Genomic DNA, 19,488 nt, shown 5'->3' on the forward strand with positions numbered 1-19,488 from the left:
ATAGCCTCAATCGTGAGTACACCGTTGTGGCTGAAAGGATTTTGTCTATCCTGCGCTTTCGCCCATAATCGTGTTTTTCGCCGCCGCGCCCTTCACTAGGAGCCCCATGGAGCAATTTCGTAATATCGGCATCATCGGTCGCCTGGGCAGTTCTCAGGTGCTGGATACCGTCCGCCGACTGAAACGGTTTCTGCTCGATCGCCACCTGCACGTGATCCTCGAAGACACCATCGCCGAAGTCTTGCCGGGTCATGGCCTGCAAACCTCGTCGCGCAAGATGCTCGGCGAAGTATGTGACATGGTGATTGTGGTCGGTGGTGACGGCAGCCTGTTGGGCGCTGCGCGGGCATTGGCCCGGCACAATATTCCGGTGCTCGGCATCAACCGTGGCAGCCTGGGCTTCCTGACCGATATTCGCCCCGATGAGCTGGAAGTCAAAGTCGCCGAGGTGCTCGACGGCCACTATCTGGTAGAAAACCGCTTCCTGCTGCAAGCCGAAGTCCGCCGCCACGCCGAGGCCATCGGTCAGGGCGACGCGCTGAACGACGTGGTGCTGCACCCCGGCAAGTCGACGCGGATGATCGAATTCGAACTGTACATCGACGGCCAGTTCGTCTGCAGCCAGAAGGCCGATGGCCTGATCGTCGCCACGCCTACCGGTTCGACGGCCTACGCACTGTCGGCGGGCGGGCCGATCATGCATCCCAAGCTCGACGCTATTGTGATTGTGCCGATGTACCCCCATACCTTGTCGGGCAGGCCGATTGTGGTCGATGGCAACAGTGAGCTGAAAATCGTCGTGTCTAAAGATATGCAGATTTACCCGCAAGTCTCCTGTGACGGGCAGAACCATTTCACCTGCGCGCCGGGTGACACCATCACCATCAGCAAGAAGGCCCAGAAGCTGCGGCTGATTCACCCGCTCGACCACAACTACTATGAAGTCTGCCGGACCAAACTCGGCTGGGGCAGCAAGTTGGGTGGTGGAGGCGACTGATGCTCGATCCCGCGCGAAGCTACGACCTGATCGGTGACGTGCACGGTTGCGCTCTGACCCTTGAGCACTTGCTCGACCGGCTCGGTTACCAAAAACACGGTGGCGTCTGGCGGCACCCGTCGCGCATGGCGGTGTTCGTCGGCGACATCATCGACCGCGGTCCGCGGATTCGCGAAGCGCTGCACATTGTTCACGATATGGTCGAAGCCGGCCAGGCGCTGTGCATCATGGGCAACCATGAATTCAACGCCCTCGGCTGGAGCACCCCGGCGCCTCCGGGCAGCGGCAAGCAGTTCGTGCGTGAACACACCCCGCGCCATGCCCGTTTGCTGAACGAAACCCTGACTCAATTCGAAGACCATCCGGCTGACTGGCATGACTTCCTGCAATGGTTCTATGAGATGCCATTGTTCGTCGATGCCGGGCGTTTCCGTGTGGTGCATGCCTGCTGGGATGCGGGCCTGATCGAACCATTGCGCGCGCTATTCCCCAACGGTTGCGTCGATGAACATTTTCTCCAGGCCTCGGCCGTACCGGGCAGTTTCGCCTGCACCGTGTTCGACCGCCTGCTGCGCGGCACTGACATGCGCTTGCCTCATGGTCTGACAATGACCAGCGGCGATGGCCTGACGCGTTCGTTCTTCCGCACCAAGTTCTGGGAAGACGACCCGCAAACCTACGGAGACATTGTGTTCCAGCCCGACGCCTTGCCCGAACCCGTGGCCCGGACGCCGCTGTCGTCCACTGAAAAAAACACCTTGCTGCGCTATGGCGTCGACGAGCCAGTGTTGTTCGTGGGCCATTACTGGCGCAGCGGCAAACCGGTGCCGATCCGGCCGAATCTGGCCTGTCTGGATTACAGCGCCGTGCTCTACGGCAAACTGGTCGCCTACCGTCTGGACCAGGAAACCCGTCTCGACCCGCATAAATTTGTCTGGGTCGATGTCGAGCGGCCGGAGGTGCTGCGATGAGTGCCGTTGCTGTTTTACGGCTGCCGCTGGCGGTGGACTTGAGCGGGTTCGTCAAACTGTTGCAGCGCATGCAGGTGCCGCATCGGGTCAGCGAAGAGGCGGGCGAGCAGGTGCTGTGGGTGCCGGCCAACATCAGCGAAGACGTGCGCTCGTTGTACGAACGCTTCCCGGCGGGTGATCCCGATCAACAGCTGGACATTCCGGTGGCGCAAACCATCAAGCGCCCAAGTTTCGCCGAGCAACTGCGCCACGCCAAGGCGACAGCCTTCGTGTTGCTGCTGAGCCTGCTTGTCGGCGCGGTGACGCTGCTGGGCGAAAACCTCGACTCGATGCGCTGGCTGACCTTCCTCGATTACCGCATTGTCGGCGAGTACATCCACTTTGTGCCCTTGGCTGACAGCCTGGCGGCGGGGCAATGGTGGCGTCTGGTGACACCGATGCTGATCCACTTCGGCATCCTGCACCTGGCCATGAACGGCATGTGGTACTGGGAACTGGGGCGACGCATCGAGTCGCGCCAGGGCAGCATCAACCTGATTGGCCTGACGTTGCTCTTCAGTCTGGTGTCCAACTACGCCCAATATTATTTCAGTGGCCCGACCCTGTTTGGCGGGTTGTCCGGCGTGCTCTATGGCCTGCTCGGGCATTGCTGGATTTTCCAGATGATTTCGCCGAACCGTGCTTATAGCCTGCCGCGTGGCGTGCTGGTGATGATGCTGGTGTGGCTATTGCTGTGCCTGTCCGGGCTGGTCTCGATGATCGGCTTCGGTGAAATTGCCAATGCGGCCCACGTCGGCGGGTTGCTCGTCGGATGCTTGACCGGCTTGTTGGGTGGTTTGTACAACCGCCGTAAACTGGCCGCCTAAAACTGTTATGTATTAAAGAGCGCGGAGCCCTTGATGTCCTCTTTTCACGAAATGATCAACAACATCACCCCTGATATCTACCAAAGCCTGAAACTGGCGGTGGAAATCGGTAAATGGTCCGACGGTGGCAAACTCACCGCCGAACAACGCGAACTGTCGCTGCAAGCGATGATCGCCTGGGAAATCCAGAACCTGCCCGAAGACCAGCGCACCGGTTACATGGGCGTGCAGGAGTGCGGCTCCAAGTCGATCGAAGTGCCGAATATCCTGTTCAAATCGGATGCCGTCCATTGATCGAGATTGGCCGCGGTGCAATCAGCAAAATGTCGGCGCGCCTTGACGGGCCGAACGTGCAATACGCGTTTCGTCTGGACGACGTCGAGGTGCCGGTCAATCCTTTGATCGGGACCACGGTGCGCCTGGAATACCTGGGAGCGATTCACTGCACCCATTGCGGACGCAAGACCAAAACCAGTTTCAGTCAGGGTTACTGCTACCCGTGCATGACCAAACTGGCCCAGTGCGACATCTGCATCATGAGCCCGGAGCGTTGCCACTATGACGCTGGCACTTGCCGTGAGCCGGAGTGGGGCGAGAAGTTCTGCATGACCGATCACATTGTGTATCTGTCCAACTCTTCGGGGGTGAAGGTCGGGATTACCCGCGCCACCCAGCTGCCGACCCGTTGGATCGATCAGGGCGCCCGTCAGGCCTTGCCGATCATGCGGGTTTCGACCCGTCAGCAGTCGGGCTTCGTCGAAGACCTGTTCCGCAGCCAGGTCGCAGACAAGACCAACTGGCGTGCTTTACTCAAGGGCGACGCGGTGTCGGTCGACCTGGCGCAGGTTCGTGATCAGTTGTTCGACAGTTGCGCCGAAGGATTGCAAGGTTTGCAGGAACGATTCGGCCTACAAGCGATCCAGACTATTGCCGATGTAGAAACGCTCGAAATCCGCTATCCGGTCGAGCAATACCCGGCCAAAATCGTCAGCTTCAACCTGGACAAGAATCCGATCGCCGAAGGCACCCTGTTGGGAATCAAAGGCCAGTACCTGATTTTCGACACCGGCGTAATCAATATTCGTAAATACACGGCCTACCAGCTCGCCGTGCATCAGTAAGGACTCCAGCATGCGCACCGAACAACCGAAGATGATCTACCTGAAGGACTATCAGGCGCCCGAGTACCTGATCGACGAGACGCACCTGACCTTCGAGTTGTTCGAGGACCACAGCCTGGTCCATGCGCAACTGGTGATGCGCCGCAATCCTGAACGTGGCCCGGGCCTGCCGCCGCTGGTGCTGGATGGCCAGCAGCTTGAATTGCTGTCGGTGACCCTGGCCGACAGCGAGTTGACCGCTGGCGACTACCAGTTAACCGAGAATCACCTGACCCTGCACCCGACCAGCACCACCTTCACGGTCGACACAAGCGTCAAGATCCACCCGGAAACCAACACCGCGCTGGAAGGCCTGTACAAATCCGGCACGATGTTCTGCACCCAGTGCGAGGCCGAAGGCTTTCGCAAGATCACCTATTACCTCGACCGTCCGGACGTGATGAGCACGTTCACCACCACAGTGGTTGCGGAGCAGCACAGCTATCCGGTGTTGCTGTCCAACGGCAACCCGATTGCCAGCGGTCCGGGCGAAGACGGCCGGCACTGGGCGACCTGGGAAGATCCGTTCAAGAAGCCTGCCTACCTGTTCGCACTGGTGGCCGGTGATTTGTGGTGCATCGAAGACACCTTCACCACCATGACAGATCGCTCCGTGGCACTGCGCATTTATGTCGAGCCGGAAAACATCGACAAGTGCCAGCACGCCATGAACAGCCTGAAGAAATCCATGCGCTGGGACGAAGAGGTGTACGGTCGAGAGTACGACCTGGACATCTTCATGATCGTCGCGGTCAACGACTTCAACATGGGCGCCATGGAGAACAAGGGGCTCAATATCTTCAACTCCAGCGCCGTGCTGGCCCGCGCTGAAACCGCGACCGACGCCGCGCACCAGCGGGTCGAGGCGATTGTTGCCCACGAGTACTTCCACAACTGGTCAGGCAACCGCGTGACCTGCCGCGACTGGTTCCAGTTGTCTCTGAAGGAAGGCTTCACCGTGTTCCGAGATTCGGGCTTCTCCGCCGACATGAACTCGGCCACGGTCAAGCGCATCCAGGACGTGGCGTACCTGCGCACTCACCAGTTCGCCGAAGATGCTGGTCCCATGGCTCACGCCGTGCGCCCGGACAGCTTCATCGAGATTTCCAACTTCTACACCCTGACCGTGTACGAAAAGGGTTCGGAAGTGGTCGGCATGATCCACACCTTGCTCGGCGCCGAAGGTTTCCGCAAAGGCAGCGACCTGTACTTCGAACGCCATGACGGCGAGGCCGTGACTTGCGACGACTTCATCAAGGCCATGGAAGACGCCAACGGTGTTGACCTGACCCAGTTCAAACGCTGGTACAGCCAGGCCGGCACGCCGCGTTTGGCGGTCAGCGAGTCCTATGACGCGGCGGCGAAAACCTACAGCCTGACGTTCCGTCAAAGCTGCCCCGCAACCCCGGACAAGGTTGAGAAGCTGCCGTTCGTGATTCCGGTCGAATTGGGCCTGCTGGACGCCAAAGGAGCGGCCATTGCGTTGCGTCTTTCCGGTGAAGCCAGCGCTCAGGGCACCTCACGGGTCATTTCGGTGACCGAAGCCGAGCAGACGTTCACCTTCATCGACATCGCGGAACAGCCATTACCTTCGTTGCTGCGTGGCTTCTCGGCGCCGGTGAAACTGAGCTTCCCGTACAACCGCGATCAGCTGATGTTCCTGATGCAGCACGACAGCGACGGTTTCAACCGTTGGGATGCGGGTCAGCAATTGTCGGTTCAGGTGCTGCAAGAGCTGATTGCTCAGCAGCAAAAGGGCGAGAAACTGGTGCTGGATCAGCGTCTGATTTCTGCCTTGCGTACCGTGCTGTCTGACGAGACGCTGGATCAGGCCATGGTCGCGGAAATGCTCTCGCTGCCGGGCGAGGCATATCTGACCGAGATCAGCGAAGTGGCTGACGTTGACGCCATTCACATCGCTCGCGAGTTTGCTCGTAAACAATTGGCTGAAGGTTTGTTCGAAGCGTTGTGGCTGCGTTATCAGGCCAATCGCGACTTGTCGAAGAAAACCCCGTATGTAGCCGAGGCCGAGCACTTCGCTCGTCGCGCATTGCAGAACATTGCGCTGTCGTACCTGATGCTCAGCGGCAAACCGGAAGTGTTGGCGGCAACGCTTGAGCAGTTCGAGACCAGCGACAACATGACCGAGCGCCTGACAGCTTTGGCGGTGCTGGTGAATTCGTCGTTCGAAGTAGAGAAGGCCACGGCACTGGCGAGTTTTGCCGAGAACTTCAAGGATAATCAGCTGGTCATGGATCAGTGGTTCAGCGTCCAGGCGGGCAGCGTGTTGCCCGGTGGTCTGGCGCGGGTCAAGGCGTTGATGCAGCATCCTGCGTTCAACATCAAGAACCCGAACAAGGTGCGGGCACTGGTTGGCGCGTTTGCGGGGCAGAACCTGATCAACTTCCATGCGGCTGATGGTTCGGGTTATCGGTTCCTGGCGGATCTGGTGATCGAGTTGAACGGGTTCAATCCACAGATCGCTTCTCGGCAGTTGGCGCCGCTTACGCGCTGGCGCAAGTATGACGATGCGCGTCAGGCGTTGATGAAAGGTGAGCTGGAGCGGATTCGCGCTTCGGGTCAGTTGTCCAGCGATGTGTTCGAGGTGGTGAGCAAAAGCCTGGCTTGAGTTTGGTTTCGCTCTCACAGGGGGCACTTGGATTCCTGTGCGAGCTTGCTCGCGATGAGGCCATATCAGTCAGTATCTATGTTGACTGTAGGGCCGCCATCGCGAGCAAGCTCGCTCCCACTGGAGGTCGGTGGTGTGGGTTAGATTTCCTTATGTCGCTTTCGCACGAGTTTCATCACCACCACAAAAAACACCGGCACAAACACCACCGCCAGTGTCGCGGTGATCATCCCGCCAATCACCCCGGTGCCGATAGCTTGCTGGCTAGCCGAACTGGCCCCGGTGGCAATCGCCAGCGGCACCACGCCAAGGATGAACGCCAGCGACGTCATCACAATCGGCCGCAGTCGCAGACGTGCGGCTTGCAGCGTGGCGTCGATCAGGTCATGACCTTCGTCGTACAGGCTCTTGGCGAACTCGATGATCAGGATCGCGTTCTTCGCCGACAGCCCGATGATGATAATCAATCCAACCTTGAAGAACACGTCGTTGGGCATCCCGCGCAAGGTCACGGCCAGTACCGCGCCGAGTACGCCGAGCGGCACCACCAGCAGCACCGAGGTCGGAATCGACCAGCTCTCATACAACGCGGCCAGACACAGGAACACGATCAGCAACGACAAACCGAGCAGGATCGGAGCCTGACTGCCGGACAAGCGTTCTTGCAACGACAACCCGGTCCATTCCTGCCCCAATCCCGCCGGGCCAAGTGCAACCAGACGTTCGACTTCGGCCATGGCTTCGCCGGTGCTGTGACCGGGCGACGGTTCGCCGGAAATGCTGATCGCCGGGTAGCCGTTGTAGCGAGTCAATTGCGCCGGGCCCTGGGTCCATTTGGCCTGGACGAAGGCCGACAACGGCACCATTTTCCCGGCGCTGTTGCGCACGTGAATCTTCAGCAGATCGGCGACCTGGCTGCGCTGATCGCCTTCAGCCTGCACCACTACCCGCTGCATCCGCCCCTGATTGGGGAAGTCGTTGATGTAGGCCGAACCGACGGCGGTGGACAGCACGTTGCCGATGTCGGGAAAGGACACGCCCAACGCGTTGGCCTGTTTGCGGTCGACTTCAAGTTGCACCTGCGGCGCTTCGGCCAGGGCGCTTTCGCGCACGTTCATCAGAATCGGGCTTTTCTCGGCCGCAGCGAGCAATTCACTGCGCGCCTGCATCAACGTGGCATGGCCAAGACCGCCACGGTCCTGCAAGCGGAACTCGAAACCACTGGAGGTGCCCAGGCCATCCACCGGCGGCGGCAGTATCGAAAACGCCATGGCTTCCTTGATCTGACTCAACGCGATGTTGGCGCGATCGGCAATGGAACTGGCTGAGTCGTCGCTACCTCGATCAGACCAGTCTTTGAGCGTGGTAAACGCCAACGCGGCGTTCTGCCCGCTACCGGAAAAACTGAAACCGAGAATCACCGTGCTGTCGCCGACGCCGGGTTCAGTGGCGTTATGGGCTTCGATCTGCTCGACCACCTGCACTGTTCGGTTCTTGCTTGCACCCGGTGGCAGCTGAATGTCGGTGATGGTGTAACCCTGATCCTCCACCGGCAGGAACGAGGAGGGCAGTCGACTGAAGCACACGCCCAATCCGATCAGCAGCACGCCGTAGATCAGCAGGTAACGGCCAGTGCGTTTCAGCGCATAGGCGACCCAGCCCTGATAACGCTCGGTCAGTTGCTCGAAACGCCGGTTGAACCAGCCGAAGAACCCCCACTTTTCGTGATGTTCGCCCTTGGCAATCGGCTTGAGCAGTGTCGCGCACAACGCCGGGGTCAAGGTCAGGGCGAGGAACGCCGAGAACAGAATCGAAGTCGCCATCGACAAGGAGAATTGCCGGTAAATCACCCCGACCGAACCCTGCATGAACGCCATCGGAATGAACACCGCGACCAGCACCAGCGTGATGCCGATGATCGCCCCGGTGATCTGCTTCATCGCCTTGCGCGTGGCCTCTTTGGGCGACAGGCCTTCGGTGGCCATGATTCGCTCGACGTTCTCCACCACCACAATCGCGTCATCCACCAGAATGCCGATCGCCAGCACCATGCCGAACATGGTCAGCACGTTGATCGAAAACCCGAGGGCCAACATGGTCGCAAAGGTGCCCATCAGCGCTACCGGCACCACCAGGGTTGGAATCAGCGTGTAGCGAATGTTTTGCAGGAACAGGAACATCACCGCAAACACCAGCAACATCGCCTCGCCGAGGGTGTAAACCACTTTGGTGATCGAGACTTTGACGAAGGGCGAGGTGTCGTACGGGATCTTGTATTCCACGCCAGCCGGGAAGTAGCGCGCCAGTTCGTCCATCTTCGCCCGCACCAGGGTCGCGGTACTCAAGGCGTTGGCGCCCGGTGCCAACTGCACGCTGACGGCGGTCGACGGTTTGCCGTTAAGGCGGGTGGAAAACTGATATTCCTGACTGCCGATCTCGACGCGCGCCACGTCTTTGATGCGCACAGTTGAGCCGTCGGGATTGGCTTTCAGGACGATGTCGGCGAATTCTTCCGGCGTCGACAACTGACCTTTGACCAGTATGGTCGCGGTGATTTCCTGAGTGGTGCGGGTCGGCAAGTCGCCGATGCTGCCGGCCGACACTTGTGCGTTCTGCGCGACGATGGCGGCGTTGACGTCAGCCGGGGTCAGGTTGAAACCGATCAGCTTTTGCGGGTCGATCCAGATTCTCATCGCCCGTTCGGCACCGTACAGCTGCGCCTTGCCGACGCCGTCCAGGCGCTTGATCTCGTTCATCACGTTGCGCGCCAGGTAATCGCTGAGCGCCACATCATCAAGCTTGCCGTCACTGGAGGTGAGGGTGATCAGAAGCAGGAAGCCGGCGGAGACTTTCTCCACCTGCAAACCCTGCTGCGTCACTGCTTGAGGCAGGCGGGACTCGACCACTTTCAGGCGGTTTTGCACATCGACCTGAGCCATTTCTGGGTCAGTGCCCGGCTGGAACGTTGCAGTGATGGTGGCACTGCCGAGGCTGCTCTGGGATTCGAAATACAGCAGATGGTCAGCGCCGTTGAGTTCTTCCTCGATCAGGCTGACCACGCTTTCGTCCACGGTTTGCGCCGAAGCACCGGGGTACACGGCGTAGATTTCGACTTTCGGCGGCGCTACGTTGGGGTATTGCGCCACCGGCAACTGTGGAATGGCCAGGGCGCCGGCCAACAGGATGAACAGGGCAACCACCCAGGCGAACACCGGGCGATCGATAAAGAACTGCGGCATAAAGAAGCGTCCTGCTTACTGACCAGAAGCCTGGGCAAGTGGAAGAGGGGTGTCGTCGATCTGCACTTTTTCGCCGGGACGGGCGTGCTGCAGGCCTTCAGTGACGATGCGGTCACCAGGCCTGAGCCCGGCGGTGACGATCCAGCGATCGTTCTGCACGGCGCCCAGTTCGACCGGTTGCTGGCCGACCCGCTGTTCGGCGTCGAGCAACAGCACTTGGGCGATACCGGCGCTGTCACGCTGGATGGCCCGTTGCGGCACGCTGATGCCTTGCTGATTGACCGCTTGCTCCAGACGTACGCGCACGAAGCTGCCCGGCAGCAAGTCGAGGTCCGGGTTGGGGAACTCGCTGCGCAAAATGATCTGACCGGTGCCGGGGTCGACGGTGATGTCGGCGAACAGCAACTTGCCCGGTAACGGATAGAGACTGCCGTCGTCCTGGATCAGCGTGGCTTTGGCCTGGTCCTGACCGACCTGCTGCAACTGGCCGGAACGGAACGCCCGGCGCAGGTCGTTGAGTTCGCGGGTCGATTGGGTGAGGTCGGCGTGGATCGGGTTCAGTTGCTGAATCAATGCCAGCGGCGTGGTTTCGTTCTGCCCGACCAGTGCGCCTTCGGTCACCAGCGCGCGGCCGATGCGCCCGGAGATCGGCGCCGTGACCGTGGCGTAACCCAGGTTGAGTTTCGCCCGTTCCACGGCGGCTTTGTTCGCGGCGACGTCAGCAGCCGTTTGCCGGGCACTGGCCCGGGCGTTGTCATAATCCTGACCGCTGATGGCATTGCCTTCGATCAATTGCGCGTAACGCTGCTCTTGCAGGCGCGCCTGAAAGGCATTGGCTTCAGCCTTGCGCAGCGCCGCTTCAGCGCTGTCCAGGTCAGCCTTGAACGGCGCCGGATCGATACGGAACAACACTTCGCCTTTTTTCACATCACTGCCTTCACGGAATGCGCGTTGCAACACCACCCCGGCAACCCGGGCGCGGACTTCGGCAATGCGTGGCGCGGCAATCCGCCCGCTCAGTTCACTGGTGATCGACAGGGGGCTGGCTTGGATGGTCTCGATGCGAACCGTGGCCAGAGGCGCCTGTTCTTCGGCCGTCGAGGCCTTGTCACAAGCGCTCAGCGTCAGCGCCAGTGCAATCAGGCTGAGCCTGGCAAGCAGATTCATTGACATTCAAATACCCCAATAATGACCTCCCGCATCCTACGGGGAGGCGACGAGGGTAGCGGTGAAGCTTTGTAGGCGCTGTGTGAAATTGTGTAAGGGTTTTACTCAGGCACGGGCGAGGGCGTATATCCTTCACGCCTCGATTTCTATTGCGACTGTTAGATTGCTTTCGCGAGCAGGCTCGCTCCTACAGTTGAAAGGCGGTCCCCTGTGGGAGCGAGCCTGCTCGCGAAAGCGGTCTGTCAAACGCCACTGCACTTTCTGGAAACACCCATGCCCAACATCCTCCTGGTCGAAGACGACACCGCGCTCTCCGAACTGATTGCCAGTTACCTGGAACGCAACGGCTATAGCGTCAGCGTGATCAGCCGTGGTGACCATGTGCGCGAACGTGCGCGGGTCAATCCGCCGGACCTGGTGATCCTCGACCTGATGCTGCCGGGGCTCGACGGCCTACAAGTCTGCCGCTTGCTGCGCGCCGATTCGGCCACGCTGCCGATCCTGATGCTCACCGCCCGCGACGACAGTCACGATCAGGTGCTGGGCCTGGAAATGGGCGCCGACGACTACGTCACCAAACCCTGCGAACCGCGGGTGTTGCTGGCCCGGGTGCGGACGTTGCTGCGGCGCAGCAGCCTCACCGAACCGCAGACGGCCAACGACCGCATTCTGATGGGCAATCTGTGCATCGACCTGTCCGAGCGCACCGTCACCTGGCGCGAGCAATTGGTCGAACTGTCCAGCGGTGAATACAACCTGCTGGTGGTACTCGCTCGGCATGCCGGCGAAGTGCTCAGTCGCGACCAGATTCTGCAACGCCTGCGCGGCATCGAGTTCAATGGCACCGACCGCTCGGTGGACGTGGCGATTTCCAAGCTGCGGCGCAAGTTCGACGACCACGCCGGCGAGGCGCGCAAGATCAAGACCGTGTGGGGCAAGGGTTACCTGTTCAGCCGTTCCGAGTGGGAATGCTGAGTCGATGTTCAGAATCCTGTTTCGCCTGTACCTGGTGACCATCGTTTCGTACAGTGCGGCGATCTATCTGGTGCCTGACGTGGTGATCAAGGTCTTCCAGGAGCGCTTTGTCACCTACAACCTCGATTACTCGCGCGGGCTGCAAACCCTCATCGTCAAACAGTTTCATGCCGTACCCCCGGAACAATGGCCGGCATTGGCCGCGGAGATGGACAAGGAATTCCAGCCGCTGCACATCGTACTGACCGGTAACGACGATGCCGATTTCACCCCTGATGAGCGCAAGCGTTTGCAGCGTGGCGAGAACGTCGTGCGCATTGGCGACTGGGGCTGGCGCACCCTGGCGGTGTCGCCGCTGAACGAGCGGACGGTGGTAGAGATGGTCGTGCCGCCGGACCCGATGGACGTCAGCCTGTTGTACTGGAGCATCAACGTGCTGATCGGCGCGACCATGCTTGCCTGCCTGTTGCTGTGGCTGCGCCCGCACTGGCACGACCTAGAGCGCCTCAAAGGTACGGCTGAACGTTTCGGCAAGGGCCACTTGAGCGAGCGCACTCAGATTTCCCAAAGCTCCAACATCGGTAGCCTGGCCAACGTCTTCGACACCATGGCTGGCGATATCGAGAACCTGTTAAACCAGCAGCGGGACCTGCTCAATGCAGTCTCTCACGAATTGCGCACGCCCCTGACACGACTGGATTTCGGCCTGGCGCTGGCGTTGTCCGACGATTTGCCAGCCGCCAGTCGTGAGCGTCTGCAAGGTCTGGTCGGGCACATTCGCGAGCTCGATGAGTTGGTGCTGGAACTGTTGTCCTACAGTCGCCTGCAAAACCCGGCGCGACTGCCGGAGCGGGTCGAGGTGTCGCTGGATGAGTTTATCGACAGCATTCTGGGCAGCGTCGACGAAGAACTGGAATCCCCGGACATCGTTATCGATGTGATGCTTAACGGCCAACTTGAACGCTTTGTTCTCGATCCACGCCTGACCGCTCGCGCTATTCAGAACCTGCTGCGCAATGCCATGCGCTACTGCGAAAAGCGCATTCAGATTGGCGTACAGGTCTGTCCAAAAGGCTGCGAAATCTGGGTCGATGACGACGGCATTGGCATTCCGGAGGATGAGCGGGAACGGATATTCGAACCGTTCTATCGGCTGGATCGCAGTCGCGACCGGGCAACGGGCGGGTTTGGTCTGGGGCTGGCAATCAGTCGGCGGGCGCTGGAAGCCCAGGGCGGCACACTGACCGTGGAACCGTCGCCATTGGGCGGCGCACGGTTCCGTTTGTGGCTGCCCACCTCAGCCTGACGCACTCTGTGTAGCAGCTGCCGAGCCTGCGAGGCTGCGTTCGAGTCGGGCCGCGTTCGGACGCAGCACTTGTAAAACCAGGCAACTGGTTCTTTCAGGAACACCGCATCCGCCGGACTTGCGAGGACTGCGTCCTCGAACGCAGCCTCGCGCTGCTCGACAGCTGCTACAGGGGGCTAACCTGGCACTTCGGTTGATGGAATCAACCCAACCCCAGCCACCTGCATCCGCTCGATCGCTGCCGCCAATGAACCCTCCAGATCAATCGCCCGACACGCATCCGACACCACAAACACGTTAAACCCAGCCGCCCGCGCATCCAGCGCAGAGAACATCACGCAGAAATCGAGTGCCAGCCCAACCAGATAGACCGTGTCGATACCGCGTTCCTTCAAGTACCCGGCCAAGCCTGTGGTGGTCGTTCGGTCCGCCTCCAGAAACGCCGAGTAACTGTCGATGTCCGGGTTGCAGCCCTTGCGGATGATCAGTTGGGCGTGGGGCAGGTCCAGATCCTTGTGTAACTCGGCACCGGGTGTGGCCCGCACGCAATGGTCCGGCCAGAGCGTCTGCTCGCCATAAGGCAGTTGAATCACGTCGTAAGGTGCGTGGCCCGGGTGGCTGGAGGCGAAGGACGCATGTCCGGCCGGGTGCCAGTCCTGGGCGATGATGACTTGGGTGAACCGGGCGCCAAGGCGATTGATCAGCGGGACGATCTGGTCGCCCTCCGGCACCGGTAGATGGCCGCCGGGGAAGAAGTCGTTCTGTACGTCGATGACCAGTAAGGCTGTGCGTGAAGCTATCGGCATGGATAGGTTCCGACTTGGAAATGAGGCACCCAGCATAGTGACAAAACGGATCACGCGCTAAGCCGGCCTCTCAACAATTTCGCCATGTCCTCCAGATCCGCCACCGGGTTATGCCCGATCAACATCCAGGCATGTTGCATGTCGGCCCAATAAACAATGTTCATCCCGTACCGGCGTTCCTGGGCGAAATGCCGGCTGCCGCTGTTGGAGCGGGTGACGCACAGCGCCATGGGGCCGTGCGCCGGGTCCAGATAGGTGATTTGGGCAATGGCGACGCCGTCGTACTCGAGGATTTGCGCGCGCTTGAACTCGGAGCGTGGCAGGGTCAGTTGTGTCGGCACAAGATTCAGTCCCAGACGCGCATCGATGGTCCGCAGTTGCGCCCGCTGAGCGGCTTCGTCAGTGGGCAAGTGGTCCAGGGTTTGCGGCACGTAAAGCGACATGTACTCGGCCACCAGCCCGCGCCAGTTGTTAGTTTGCTGACTCAACTGCCAACCGAGGAACAGCCGGTCCGCCACTACGCCACTGATCACCAGCCCGGCGGCCGCTGCGAGAAACCAGCGTCGATTCATGGTCGGGCGTTCAGGTGAAGGCAGGGTGTCGAGCATCGATTGCAAGCGGTCCACGGGCGCCTGTCGGCCCAACTCGTCGTAGGCCTCCTTGAACGGCAGGCTGCTGCGGGCCAGCCATTGCAGGCGCAGGTTGAGTGTTGGGTCTTCAAGGATGGCCGCGTCGATGCGGGTGCGCTGTTCGCTGTCGAGCTGGTTGTCGAGGTAGGCCACCAGTTGCTCATCCGAGGGGACCGTCGGGCGTGCGTGATCGTTCATCGACGTTCTCCAGTGGAAGGGTTCGGCACGGTGTGCAATGGCGGGTACTCGGCCAGTTTCGCGCGTGCAGCGGCCAGGCGACTCATGACGGTGCCGATGGGCACGTCCAGCACGTCGGCCACTTCGCGGTAGGACAAACCTTCGACATAGGCGAGAAACACCGTTTCGCGCTGGGTTTCGGGCAGGGCATCCACACGCCTGATCACCTGAGCCGCGAGGACATGGGTTTGCGCTGCGTATTCACCATCGAACGACAAAGCGTTGTCGGCATCCACCACCCCTTGTCCATGACGCACTCTTCGGGAGCGAACTTCGTTGAGCCAGATCGAGTGCAGAATGCTCAGCAACCAGCGGTCCATGCGGGTGCCCGGGACAAACTGCCCGGCACGCTCGAGCGCCCGCACGCAGGTGGCCTGCACCAGGTCTTCGGCGACATGCCGTTGCCGGGAAAGCAGCAGGCCGTAGCGCCATAAACGCGCCAGGTGCTGGCCCAGTTCTGCCCGTATTGCCTGATCGCTGGCGATGGCGCCCTCCGTCTGCTCGGTGTGTCAGGTTTTCGATGAATTGTTGATGGCCTCAGCCAGGTCCTGGTATTCCTCGCAGGTGGTGCTGCCGCAGATGGATTTGATCTGCTGCAACTGTTCCTGAGCGAGGTCTAACCGACCTTTGACCACATACGCTTCGCCGAGGTATTCGCGTACTTGCGCGTATTGCGGGTCAAGTTTGACCGATTGCAGGTAATAGCCGATACCTTCGTCGGTGCGCCCCAGTTTACGTGTAGCGTAGCCGCGATAGTTCAAGGCCTTGGCGGTGTTTGGCTGTTTGAGGGTGTCGAGCAGGGCCAGCGCTTCCTCATAACGACCGTCCTTGGCCAGGCGATAGGCGTAATTGGTGCGGTCGGCGTCCGGCAGCAGGCTGCTGGTTTGCTTGAGGCATTTTTGCGACCGGGAGTCGAAGACCTGGCCTTTAGGGCAATTGGGGCTTGCGGGGGCGTCATCGCCGCCACCATTGGCGAATGCAAGCGAACTGGACAAGGCGGCCGCCAGCAGCAACTGGACAGTTAACACAGCGAAACGGGTGTTCATGGGCGATGCTCCACAGGTTAATTCGCTTCAGTTCGTACCACGCCCCGGCTTCAGGTTTGGGTTTTTCATGGTCAATTCTCAGGGGCGATGAAAGGTGAACACCACAGGGTGAACAATTATTCATTTCTTACTGGCGGTCTGTGCAAGGAAAGCTCAAATCGAGGCGCTTTGCTCGACAGCATTCGTTGTCGATCTGGAGCTCGGCCCTGAAAGATCAGGTCCATCACTCGGCGGCCGCTGGCTATAAAACCGGGGATGATACCTACGTTCGCGGTCGTCCGGATTATCCGCCGCCAGTGGCCGATTGGCTGGGCGAGGGCGGTTAGCCCAACAACCGAATCGGATTTCCTGCAGACCAGGCTTGAATGTCCTCGATCATCTGCGAGAAAAACTGGTGGTAGTTCTGCTGGCTGACATACCCGACGTGGGGCGTGGCCAGCACATTGTCCAGGGTTCTGAACGGATGATGAGGTGGCAAGGGTTCTTGCTCGAAGACGTCCAGCGCAGCGCCTGCCAGTCGCCGTTTTTGCAACGCCTTGATCAACGCGGACTCATCGACAATCGGACCACGGGCCGTGTTGACCAGCAGCGCCGTGGGCTTCATCCAGTCCAGCGCCTGCGCGTTCACCAAGCCTTGGCTACGATCGCTGAGCACCAGATGGACCGACAGCACATCGGCCTGTTCGAACAGCTCCTGTTTGCTGACGCAGGTCACGCCGACTTCGGCGGCACGTTCGGCGGTCAGGTTCTCGCTCCAGGCAATCACCCGCATGCCGAACACCTGGCCGAATTGGGCAACGCGAGTGCCGATGCTGCCCAGACCCAGGATCGCCAAGGTCTTGCCGTGCAGGTCGCCACCCAGGCTTTGCTGCCAAAAACCGGCGCGCAGGGCGTTGGCTTCGACCACCAGATTGCGGGTTGCCGCCATGATCAGCGCCCAAGTCAGTTCCGGTGCGGCGTGCTTGTAACTGTCGGTGCCACAGACCTGGATACCGTGTGCGGTGGCGGCTTTCAGGTCCAGGGCGGCGTTACGCATGCTGCCGGTGACCAGCAGCTTGAGTTTCGGTAAGCGCCGCAGCAGGTCCTCATCGAACCGGGTGCGCTCGCGCATCACGCAGATCACCTCGAACTCGCGTAACCGTGCCGCCAGGGTGTCGTTGTCGGCAGGGTAGTCATGGATGAAGCTCACCTGGCCGATGTGGTCCAGCACCGACCAGTCCACCACGTCACGGGCCACGTCCTGCCAGTCATCAATCACCGCAATCTGCACAGCCATCAGCCTTACCTCATCAATGAACGGGGTTGGTTTTGTTCAGCCAGGCGAGCAGGGCCTGGTGGAATTGCGCCGGTTCTTCCATTTGCGGCGCGTGGCCCATGCCGGGGAATTCGACCAGTGTCGACTGGGGTATCAGTTTCGCCACTTGTTTGCCGAGTACATCGTAATGACCGATTTTCGCCTTGACCTCCGGTGGTGCAATTTCTTTGCTGATGGCCGTGGTATCGGCGGTGCCGATCAGCAACAGCGTTGGAACTTTCAGGTCCTTGAACTCGTAGTACACCGGTTGGGTGAAGATCATGTCGTAGATCAGCGCCGAATTCCACGCCACCTGCGTATGCCCAGGTCCTTTGTTCAGCCCGGCGAGCATGTCTACCCAGCGATCGAATTCCGGCTTCCAGCGGCCGCCGTAATAGGTGTTGCGTTCATAGGTGCGGATGCTGTCGGCGGTGAGTTTGAGCTCGCGTTCGTACCATTGATCAACCGTGCGATAGGGAACGCCGAGGGCTTTCCAGTCTTCCAGGCCGATGGGGTTGACCAGTGCCAGTTGTTCGACTTGGTCGGGGTATTGCAGCGCATAGCGAGTGGCGAGCATGCCGCCGGTGGAATGCCCGAGCAAACTGGCCTTCTGGATGCCCAGGGCCTTGAGCAGTTGCTGAGTATTAGTCGCCAGTTGCTGGAAGCTGTACTGATAGTTGTCCGGTTTACTGGAGGTGCAGAAACCGATCTGATCCGGGGCGATGACCCGGTAACCGGCCTCACTCAGGGCCTTGATCGAAGTGTCCCAGGTTGCACCGCAGAAGTTCTTGCCGTGCATCAGCACCACGCTGCGTCCATTAGCCTTGCCGTGAGCGGCGACGTCCATGTAACCCATTTGCAGGGATTTGCCTTGGGACTCAAAGGCGAAATGCTTGACCGTGTAGGGGTACTCGAAGCCTTGTAGCTCTGGCCCGTATTCCGGGCCTTCGGCGTGGGCGATGACAGGTAATGCAGCGGTCAGCAGCAGGCCGGGCAGCCAGCGGGAGCGGGTGAGGGGCATGGGTAAACTCCATTGGAAATCGGCCGATGCTGGATCGGCATGATTAGGGCGACATTAAACACAGGCAATCGCCGTGGATAATTGTTCAACCCATCCAACCCACTGTGGCCAAGGCCAACACACCATAACGGGCGCCTTTGGCAAGGGTCACGATCAGCAGGAATCGCCCCAACGGCTCACGCAACACGCCGGCCACCAGGGTCAGCGGATCACCAATCACAGGCACCCAGCTCAGCAGCAACGACCAATGACCGTAGCGCTGATAATGGACTCGGGCTTTTTCCAGATGGCGCGGGTTGACCGGAAACCAGCGCCGATCACGAAACCGTTCAATGCCGCGACCCAGCCACCAGTTCACCAGCGACCCCAGAACGTTACCCAACGTTGCCACGGCGAGCAGCGACCAGAGCCAGTACTTGCCGCTGATCAACAGCCCCACCAACACCGCTTCGGACTGCAAGGGCAGCAGGGTGGCTGCGCCGAATGCGGCGAAGAACAGCCCGATGTACGCACCGAACATCAATGGGCAGGGTAGTCCGCCACCACGACGTCAGTGCCGTCTTTTTTCAGGCCGATCACTTGATACGCATCGCTCATGCCGTCCATTTCCATGCCGGGTGAACCCATGGGCATGCCGGGGGCGGCAACGCCCAACAGATCGTCGCGCTTGCTCAAGGCCAGCACCTGATCGGCGGGGACATGACCTTCAACGAATTTGCCGTTGATCAAACCGGTGTGGCACGACGCAAGACGCGGAGGCACGCCGTGCTGTTGCTTGAATTCACTCATGTTGGCTTCGACGTGATCGTCGACTTTGAAGCCGTTGGCTTCTAAATGGCTGATCCATTTTTTGCAGCAACCGCAATTGGCATCGCGGTGCACCTCGATCGGGATCAGGTCGGCGGCCTGGGCCAGGGAGGAAATGAACAGGGCGCTCAGGGCGACCAGACGCAGGTGGGTTCGCATGGGGAATCTCGTTTCGAATGGCGGCCAAAAAAATGCATTCTGACCATTTTTTTTGGCTAGGCATTCAAGGAATGTTTCGAATTAATACAAAACTGGGCAGCCTTGATCATCGTAGATCATAGCTGTCAGTCAGATGAGGCGCACATTACAAGATTGTCAGGTTGGCCGCTGAGTACCGG

Annotated in this window: 18 protein-coding genes and 1 pseudogene; 9 read left to right on the forward strand and 10 right to left on the reverse strand. The window is 60.1% G+C overall.

Annotated elements, in window-relative coordinates; all coding sequences use genetic code 11:
- Positions 1-106 precede the first annotated feature (106 nt).
- Genes MO767_RS01580 through pepN form a run of 6 tightly spaced genes read left to right on the forward strand, consistent with a single transcriptional unit; the run spans position 107 to position 6,623 of the window.
- Positions 107-997, forward strand: a complete 891-nt coding sequence (locus MO767_RS01580) for an NAD(+) kinase (protein WP_007906781.1) — start codon at positions 107-109, stop codon at positions 995-997.
- Positions 997-1,968, forward strand: a complete 972-nt coding sequence (locus MO767_RS01585) for a metallophosphoesterase (protein WP_282479109.1) — start codon at positions 997-999, stop codon at positions 1,966-1,968. Before MO767_RS01580 ends, MO767_RS01585 begins: the two co-directional genes overlap by 1 nt.
- Positions 1,965-2,834 (forward strand): rhomboid family intramembrane serine protease, encoded by an 870-nt coding sequence (locus MO767_RS01590; RefSeq protein ID WP_282479110.1) that lies wholly within the window; start codon positions 1,965-1,967, stop codon positions 2,832-2,834. The genes MO767_RS01585 and MO767_RS01590 overlap by 4 nt, the downstream gene beginning before the upstream one ends.
- Before the next feature lie 33 nt (positions 2,835-2,867).
- The gene (locus tag MO767_RS01595; protein WP_282479111.1) at positions 2,868-3,128 is read left to right on the forward strand and encodes a DUF1315 family protein; all 261 of its coding nucleotides are present in this window, start codon (positions 2,868-2,870) and stop codon (positions 3,126-3,128) included.
- On the forward strand, positions 3,125-3,955 hold the full coding sequence (locus tag MO767_RS01600) for a DUF2797 domain-containing protein (RefSeq protein WP_134421605.1): 831 nt from the start codon (positions 3,125-3,127) through the stop codon (positions 3,953-3,955). The genes MO767_RS01595 and MO767_RS01600 overlap by 4 nt, the downstream gene beginning before the upstream one ends.
- A gap of 10 nt (positions 3,956-3,965) precedes the next feature.
- Entirely contained in the window at positions 3,966-6,623 is a 2,658-nt protein-coding gene (pepN, locus tag MO767_RS01605; RefSeq protein ID WP_282479112.1) for an aminopeptidase N, read from the forward strand.
- Between the two features lie 140 nt (positions 6,624-6,763).
- On the opposite strand, the gene MO767_RS01610 is transcribed toward pepN, so the two are convergent.
- Both MO767_RS01610 and MO767_RS01615 read right to left on the reverse strand, forming a co-directional pair.
- Positions 6,764-9,862 carry an efflux RND transporter permease subunit gene (locus MO767_RS01610; protein ID WP_282479113.1) on the reverse strand — a complete coding sequence of 1,033 codons (3,099 nt, stop codon included), beginning with the start codon at positions 9,860-9,862 and terminating at the stop codon, positions 6,764-6,766.
- 15 nt (positions 9,863-9,877) lie between these two features.
- Positions 9,878-11,035 (reverse strand): efflux RND transporter periplasmic adaptor subunit, encoded by a 1,158-nt coding sequence (locus MO767_RS01615; RefSeq protein WP_282479114.1) that lies wholly within the window; start codon positions 11,033-11,035, stop codon positions 9,878-9,880.
- Positions 11,036-11,302: 267 nt separating this feature from the next.
- On the opposite strand from MO767_RS01615, the gene MO767_RS01620 reads away from it, so the two are divergent.
- Complete coding sequence (locus MO767_RS01620; protein ID WP_008155184.1) at positions 11,303-12,004, forward strand: response regulator transcription factor; 702 nt, start codon at positions 11,303-11,305, stop codon at positions 12,002-12,004.
- Positions 12,005-12,008: 4 nt separating this feature from the next.
- A complete protein-coding gene (locus tag MO767_RS01625) occupies positions 12,009-13,310 on the forward strand; it encodes an ATP-binding protein (protein WP_282479115.1) in 1,302 nt (433 codons plus the stop codon).
- 176 nt (positions 13,311-13,486) lie between these two features.
- On the opposite strand, the gene pncA is transcribed toward MO767_RS01625, so the two are convergent.
- The 4 genes from pncA to MO767_RS01645 all read right to left on the reverse strand — a co-directional run bounded on the left by pncA (position 13,487) and on the right by MO767_RS01645 (position 16,028).
- Positions 13,487-14,116 carry a bifunctional nicotinamidase/pyrazinamidase gene (gene pncA, locus MO767_RS01630; protein WP_282479116.1) on the reverse strand — a complete coding sequence of 210 codons (630 nt, stop codon included), beginning with the start codon at positions 14,114-14,116 and terminating at the stop codon, positions 13,487-13,489.
- A gap of 50 nt (positions 14,117-14,166) precedes the next feature.
- Complete coding sequence (locus tag MO767_RS01635) at positions 14,167-14,943, reverse strand: transcriptional regulator (protein ID WP_282479117.1); 777 nt, start codon at positions 14,941-14,943, stop codon at positions 14,167-14,169.
- Positions 14,940-15,398, reverse strand: a complete 459-nt coding sequence (locus MO767_RS01640; protein ID WP_282479342.1) for a sigma-70 family RNA polymerase sigma factor — start codon at positions 15,396-15,398, stop codon at positions 14,940-14,942. Before MO767_RS01640 ends, MO767_RS01635 begins: the two co-directional genes overlap by 4 nt.
- A gap of 93 nt (positions 15,399-15,491) precedes the next feature.
- Positions 15,492-16,028 carry a tetratricopeptide repeat protein gene (locus tag MO767_RS01645; RefSeq protein ID WP_282479118.1) on the reverse strand — a complete coding sequence of 179 codons (537 nt, stop codon included), beginning with the start codon at positions 16,026-16,028 and terminating at the stop codon, positions 15,492-15,494.
- Positions 16,029-16,234: 206 nt separating this feature from the next.
- Here MO767_RS01645 and MO767_RS01650 point away from each other — a divergent pair.
- Positions 16,235-16,339: pseudogene (locus tag MO767_RS01650) on the forward strand (SAM-dependent methyltransferase); the annotation flags it as partial.
- An 11-nt stretch (positions 16,340-16,350) separates the two neighbouring features.
- Here the strand turns inward: MO767_RS01650 and MO767_RS01655 are convergent.
- The 4 genes from MO767_RS01655 to MO767_RS01670 form a co-directional block, all read right to left on the reverse strand.
- Positions 16,351-17,304, reverse strand: a complete 954-nt coding sequence (locus MO767_RS01655; RefSeq protein ID WP_282479119.1) for a D-2-hydroxyacid dehydrogenase family protein — start codon at positions 17,302-17,304, stop codon at positions 16,351-16,353.
- Positions 17,305-17,317: 13 nt separating this feature from the next.
- The gene (locus tag MO767_RS01660; protein WP_282479120.1) at positions 17,318-18,343 is read right to left on the reverse strand and encodes an alpha/beta hydrolase; all 1,026 of its coding nucleotides are present in this window, start codon (positions 18,341-18,343) and stop codon (positions 17,318-17,320) included.
- Between the two features lie 85 nt (positions 18,344-18,428).
- Positions 18,429-18,863 carry a YqaA family protein gene (locus MO767_RS01665; RefSeq protein ID WP_282479121.1) on the reverse strand — a complete coding sequence of 145 codons (435 nt, stop codon included), beginning with the start codon at positions 18,861-18,863 and terminating at the stop codon, positions 18,429-18,431.
- The gene (locus MO767_RS01670; protein WP_008155198.1) at positions 18,863-19,309 is read right to left on the reverse strand and encodes a DUF411 domain-containing protein; all 447 of its coding nucleotides are present in this window, start codon (positions 19,307-19,309) and stop codon (positions 18,863-18,865) included. The genes MO767_RS01665 and MO767_RS01670 overlap by 1 nt, the downstream gene beginning before the upstream one ends.
- Positions 19,310-19,488: the final 179 nt, after the last annotated feature.

The organism is Pseudomonas sp. UYIF39 (assembly GCF_029963765.1).
Taxonomy (GTDB): domain Bacteria; phylum Pseudomonadota; class Gammaproteobacteria; order Pseudomonadales; family Pseudomonadaceae; genus Aquipseudomonas.